We start from the raw sequence: 396 nt of genomic DNA on the forward strand, positions 1-396 counted from the left end.
CTGGGCACCGACCTGCTGCGCGTCGAACCCGGCACCGACCTCTTCGGCGGCACCGCCGCCCTGCCCGACGAGGCCCCGGCCATGATCGCCCGCATCGGGCCGGTGACGGACGTGTCGTCCGTGGGCGCGGTCGACGCGGCGGTGTACCGCAGCGACCTCGTGCCCGAGGTCGAGACGGGCGGCATCGCGACCTACGCCGCGGACCTCGACCTGCCGCCCGCGCTCGGCGCGACGGTCGCGTCGGGGACCTGGCTGAACGCCGCGACGGCCCGGTACCCGGCGGTCGTCCTCGGCGCGACCACGGCCCGGCTCCTCGGGATCGGGCACGCCGACCCGGACGTGCAGGTGCTCGTCGGGGGTGAGCCGTTCACGGTCGTCGGGGTGCTCGACCCGGTG

General features: G+C 76.8%; 1 protein-coding gene. It reads left to right on the forward strand.

Going from position 1 to position 396, the window contains the following annotated elements; all coding sequences use genetic code 11:
* The coding region (locus G3I78_RS50220; protein ID WP_164437357.1) for an ABC transporter permease at positions 1-396 on the forward strand (396 nt) is incomplete at both ends.

The sequence above is a fragment of the Streptomyces sp. SID13726 genome (assembly GCF_010548375.1).
Taxonomy (GTDB): Bacteria; Actinomycetota; Actinomycetes; order Streptomycetales; family Streptomycetaceae; genus Streptomyces.